This is a genomic window from Desertibacillus haloalkaliphilus (assembly GCF_019039105.1).
Taxonomy (GTDB): Bacteria; Bacillota; Bacilli; order Bacillales; family KJ1-10-99; genus Desertibacillus; species Desertibacillus haloalkaliphilus.
This window is the reverse complement of sequence record NZ_JAHPIV010000076.1, coordinates 1-520: the sequence shown is the minus strand read 5'-3', so window position 1 is coordinate 520 and position 520 is coordinate 1. Positions and strand designations below refer to the sequence as shown.

The window sequence follows — 520 nt, the reverse complement described above, 5'->3', positions numbered from 1 at the left end:
GTTCCAATTATAGAGGAGAACGGTAATAAATTAGGATACATGCGTTTAGGGCTGTCTACAAGTACGTTAGCCGATATGACAGAGAAGATTTGGTTTATTTTAGGAATTAGTTTTACTGTCGCTTTTATCATTATTGTAACTATCACCTATCGTGTGACAAATGAAATGATAGGACCGATTGAAATTGCGACGGTCGTTGCTAATGAGTTAGCAGAAGGAAACTACAAAGCGAGAACATCTGAAGGAAAACGAGATGAAATTGGACAGTTATCAAGATCTATTAATATTCTTGCTTTTAACTTAGAAAAACTAACTAAACGAGATCAAGCTCAAAAAGAACGCATGGAAACCTTGATTGACAATATGGGAAGTGGCTTAATTTTAATTAACACAAAAGGAGACATTTCCCTAATTAACCGGGCTTGTCAAGAAATCTTTGAAGAAAATACGGACCTGTGGCAAAGTCAACTTTATCATGATGTGATTCAACATAAAGAACTCATAAAGATCGTACAAACCA

Annotated in this window: 1 protein-coding gene; it reads left to right on the top strand. The window is 35.2% G+C overall.

Going from position 1 to position 520, the window contains the following annotated elements; genetic code table 11:
• On the top strand, positions 1 to 520 hold a 520-nt coding region (locus KH400_RS20915), incomplete at both ends, for a HAMP domain-containing protein (protein WP_217227942.1).